We start from the raw sequence: 4,399 nt of genomic DNA on the forward strand, positions 1-4,399 counted from the left end.
GAAGGCCGTCAACGACTGAGCGACCTGCCGTTTCCTTTGCAGATGCGTTTTGGTCGGGGTTTCGACCAATTGCCGCGATGGGAACAGGCAATGATCCTTGCCACGCTCGAACGGATCGGGGCGCTGATTTCTGGCGATGAAGTTGCGAGTGAGAATACAGCCTGATCGACCCATGTCGGATGCTCAGCGGCCGATTTCCGCTCTCCAGGAGCGGAACAGCAGCCTTGCCTTGCCGCATGCGGAAGTTAGGCAGATCGGAGCCCCAATCTGTACCAGCTACCTGCGCGATGGATTTGCCATTACGAGCCGGGCAAGCCCATAGCGCGCCGGCACATCGTCGATATCGGCAGGCGCGTTGCCGCAGCCAACCAGGCTTCACGCCAGCATGATCGCAGCCATCGGTGGGACACCGTCCGTGGGCGCTACGTCATGACGGTGGCGAGAGCTTCAAAAGGATCGGCCCCTCGGTGCGGGCCGTCTCGAACGCCTGAAGCAACTCCTCCGAGGTCGGGCTGGGCGTGATCATCGCGTTGGCGGAAAGGATCCGCCATTCGAGATTGGGATGCGACAGGCCGAGATCGCGGAAGAGCGACGGGCTCCTCATGACATTCTCGCCGAAACGGTCGAGCATTCGCTTTGCCTGCAGGTTGAAGGCCAGTTCGGACAGCGCGATCGCGACCTGTGCGGCAGCGATGCCCCTGTCCGAGCCCTTCTGCTCGAGCGCGGCCCGAACCGCCTCGGACGCATAGCGGTCGGCGGCGCGCTCGCAGACCTTTTGCGCGGTGTCGGTCATGTTGAGCCGGGCATCGACCGTTGCGCTCGCGGCGCCACCGCTGAGGGCGAGGCCGCACGGCGTGTTGCCCTGTGCGACATGTCCCGCCTCGTGCAGCAACATATAGGTGAGCAGCGAGGTCCGATCGATGTCGAGGCGGCCGATGCCGGTGCCCATCTCGCCCACCAGCCACGCCTCTAGCCGGGCGTTGCTCAACAGGATGCAGCCGCATTCGTCATAGGTGCCGATCACTTCGCTCGCCGCCAGGCTGTCGCTGGTCAGGGTATAGATCGCAACGCCGCGCTTCCGTCCCCGCCAGCCGGGGTAGAGCTTGATCTTCGCGTCGGGTCCGAGGATCGTCGCGGCCTTCCGGATCGCGGCGCCCGCGATGACATGCTCGGTCGGCGCCTCGGCGAGGCCCAATGCCGTTGGTTCAGGAAGCGGCGGCGCCTCCTGCACGCAAGAGGCAAGCGATAGCAGCCATGCGCACGCCCACCAGCGTCTCATCGCCCCATCTTGAGCGCGAGGTCGTCGAGCACCGCCTGCGCCTCATCCGCCGTCTTGGCGTCGAGGACGGCTTTGCGCGACTGGACGATCGTCGTGCGCAGCTCGTCGGCATGCTTGAAATGCTCCTCCGCTTTCGTTGCTGCCAGACTGCCGAAAGCGGTCAGCACCGCCGCCGCGGCCGCAAGCAGCCCGATCGTGCGAGTGAGCGGGATGCTCAGGCCGCTCGTGTCGGGTTGTCCCGCGAGCGCGGGAAGCGGGCGGCCGAGGAAGCCGATGATGAGCGTAATGCCGGCCGTGGCGGCAAAGCTGAGCCAGGCGCCGATCGCGCTCGCTGTCTTGAGGTGGCTGCCGGTCGCATTGACCTCGAGCATCTTCGCCCGCGCATCCGCGAACGCCTTCGCGATCTTCTCCGCGGGCAGCTGGAGATTGCCCTCGAACGCACTGCCGATGCCGAGCATGTTGGGGGCGGGATGAGCGCCGAACGAGAAGACGAAGGCGGCGACGACCCAGGCGATCAGCGCGATAACGAGAATGATGCCTATGATCCTGAACGCCATGGTCCTACCTCCTCATGCCAATGCTGTTGCCGGCTGCTGCGCGAGCAACTGATCGAGCCGGTCCAGGATCGCGAGCTTGCGATCATATTTGCCTGAAGGCCGCTTCGCTCCGAACGGCTTGCGGCGCCTGCCCGAGTTGCGGATCGCCGCGAGCGTCTGTTCAGCGCCCAGCCGATCGGTCTGGAAGCGGATAGGCAGGGTCGGATCATAGGGCCCCTTGTCAGTCGCAGCGAAAGCGGGGCCGAGGCCGGAGCCCTGCCAGATGTGGTTGTCGGCCGTCAGCCAGGACATATAGCCGCCGGCTGCAAGCGCGCGCGGGCCCGCGATGTTCTTCTGCGAGGAAAAGGGTGCCGATCCGTCGCTGAAAAACGCTGGCGTGCAGAAATCGGACAGCAGGATGCCGTCGATGCGATAGCCGCAGTCACGGTCCTGTACCGGATCGCACACCTCGACGACGAACTGCACCTGTCCCTGACTTGCGACCGGGCTCGGCCCCGGCCGGAGCAGTTCACCCTTGGGGTCGATCATCATCTCGATCGCCTCATGGCTGACCGCAACCGACACCTCGTTGGGGTCAGAGGTGCCGAGCACGACTGCGAAGGCATCGCCGCTCTCCGTCCAGTGCGCACCGACGGCGCTTTCGAAGGGCAGCCTGTCCTTGATAACGATCGGACTATAGCCCGCCGGCATTTCCATCAGCGTGCCGAAGGTCGCGATCGTGCCGGTGACGGGCCAATGCCTGGCGACATCGCCCGCCAGCTGCTTGCCGACAGCCGCGCAGATCTGGTCGAGAAGCGCACGCGAGACGTCGTCCGAGTCGCTGATGAGCGCGATGTTCTTCATCGAGGTCACTCCTCACTGGCTCGGACAGGTCGATCCCCCGGCCTTGATCACCGCCTCGCACGCCTTGATCTTGTTGTAGTTCTGCTGGGTCTGAAGCTCGTCGATCTCGGCTTTCTGGGCCTTAACCGTCGTCGGGGCGATCGTTCCGATCACAGTAGCCATGTCGCTGGCCGACCCCGAGATCGCGCCGCTGATCGTTTCTGCCCGCGCCTCCGAGGACCAGTTCGCCGAGGTCATGCGGCCATAATCGTCGAAGGCTAGCTCGTTGGTCCGCGTCTCGCCGAACCCCGCGTCGATGCACAGTTCGCGCGAATCCCACTGCCCGACATAGACGACCAGGGTCTTCTGCAGATCCGTGACCTTCTCGCCCCTACCGACGACCTCGAGCGTCGCCCGGGTCGCATAGGGGATCGGAACCTTGAACCCGCAGTCGCGCGAAGGATTGCGCGGGTGGAGCGGTACTACGGGGGTATAGGTGGTCGCGTCGGGCTTGATCGTCCAGGCGAGGCCATAGAGGTTGGTCACCTGGTCGGCCGTGTAGTTGTCGAACCAAGCCCCGAACGGATCCTTGACCATCGCCGACGCCGCAGCCGAGCCACCGTTCCCCGGATTGGCTTCAGGCAAGGTGACCGGTACGTTGAAGGTAATCGTCAACGCCGTCTTGACCGCCGCCAGCTGCTTGGAAATCGCATCGATGTCGTCGCCCTTCGCCTTGGTCTCGGCCGGCGTTGCGGCAGGAGCCCCGCTTGCGGGCGGCGCGTTCAGGTTCTTGAGCTGCTCCGTCAGGGCTTTCGACCGTTCGGTGAGCGAGCGCGTCAGGGCATTGCACTGCGGTACCGTCGTGACGGGCGCCGCCGCCAGCACGGGCAGCAGCGTCGCAATCGTCTTGAGGACATTGCCGGCGATCTGCGGTGTCCGGTCGGCGACCGTGCTATTGATCCCGATCAGCACGTCGTTACCATTCCTGGTGATCTTGAAGGAACGCTTGACCCGGGCCGACGCCAGGCTGGAGGCGGGGATGCTGAACGCCTTGGCTCCGGCTCCCGCCTGCGGCGTGACCGCGATCGAGCCGTCGACGCGGAACGTGTCGCAATCCTTGATCGTCATCGTCACCGCCACGATCGCGTCGGTGCGCGGCAGGCGATACTCCATGTCTGCACCATCGAGCGGCTTGGTTGTCGCGCAGCCGCCCAGACAAAGGCCAAGGCCCAATATTGCGAGCAGTCTCATGTCGCCCCCCGACGCCCGCGTCCCGCTTTACCTCGAATCCCCATTCGCGCGCGAGCAGGGGGTTAATAAAACATAGTCGCGGCAAGTTGTGTAGAGAAAACGTCCGCGCAGAATGCATCCAGATCGGAGTAATGTGACCAGGAGAATTGCCTGTTTTTCTGTCGCGGGCAAAGAGGATCATCGAAATCCGGATGAACGAATGTCAGCAAGCCGACTCGGCTCGCCCGGAGCCTGCCATAAGATCCGCCGTTCGCCACGTCGCCGGCGAACAGCAGGAATGTCCCAGAATTCGCCGATCCCGACCCATTGTCGCCGTTTAAGAGCCTACTGTGGAGTCTCAAGTGCAGACGGTCCGTGTCAACCGGCGCGCAAAACTGGGTCTGACTCAAATTCCGTGCAGATTTGACAAATTCGAAGGGTAGCCGCGAACTCCAGCTCACGGAAAGCGAGGAGTACTGGTCAATGGCCGTGAAAGCATGGGACAGCAGCC

At 64.0% G+C, this 4,399-nt stretch carries 4 protein-coding genes; all 4 read right to left on the bottom strand.

Annotated features, from left to right (window positions below):
• Positions 1-427: 427 nt before the first annotated feature.
• From ACYPYD_RS07225 to ACYPYD_RS07240, 4 genes are read right to left on the bottom strand one after another with little or no spacing between them, the layout of a single operon-like run.
• Positions 428-1,279, bottom strand: coding sequence for a hypothetical protein (locus ACYPYD_RS07225; protein WP_459662619.1), 852 nt, complete (start codon positions 1,277-1,279; stop codon positions 428-430).
• The gene (locus tag ACYPYD_RS07230; RefSeq protein ID WP_459662620.1) at positions 1,276-1,836 is read right to left on the bottom strand and encodes a hypothetical protein; all 561 of its coding nucleotides are present in this window, start codon (positions 1,834-1,836) and stop codon (positions 1,276-1,278) included. Before ACYPYD_RS07230 ends, ACYPYD_RS07225 begins: the two co-directional genes overlap by 4 nt.
• A 12-nt stretch (positions 1,837-1,848) precedes the next feature.
• Positions 1,849-2,679 (bottom strand): hypothetical protein, encoded by an 831-nt coding sequence (locus tag ACYPYD_RS07235; RefSeq protein ID WP_459662621.1) that lies wholly within the window; start codon positions 2,677-2,679, stop codon positions 1,849-1,851.
• Between the two features lie 12 nt (positions 2,680-2,691).
• Positions 2,692-3,909, bottom strand: a complete 1,218-nt coding sequence (locus ACYPYD_RS07240) for a hypothetical protein (protein WP_459662622.1) — start codon at positions 3,907-3,909, stop codon at positions 2,692-2,694.
• Positions 3,910-4,399 lie beyond the last annotated feature (490 nt).

It is taken from the genome of Novosphingobium sp. 11B (assembly GCF_054589055.1).

Bases quoted from the DNA above. Each gene is read 5' to 3' on its own strand.
- ACYPYD_RS07230 (WP_459662620.1), bottom strand. From the start codon at position 1,836: ATGGCGTTCAGGATCATAGGCATCATTCTCGTTATCGCGCTGATCGCC.
- ACYPYD_RS07240 (WP_459662622.1), bottom strand. From the start codon at position 3,909: ATGAGACTGCTCGCAATATTGGGCCTTGGCCTTTGTCTGGGCGGCTGC.
- ACYPYD_RS07235 (WP_459662621.1), bottom strand. From the start codon at position 2,679: ATGAAGAACATCGCGCTCATCAGCGACTCGGACGACGTCTCGCGTGCG.
- ACYPYD_RS07225 (WP_459662619.1), bottom strand. From the start codon at position 1,279: ATGAGACGCTGGTGGGCGTGCGCATGGCTGCTATCGCTTGCCTCTTGC.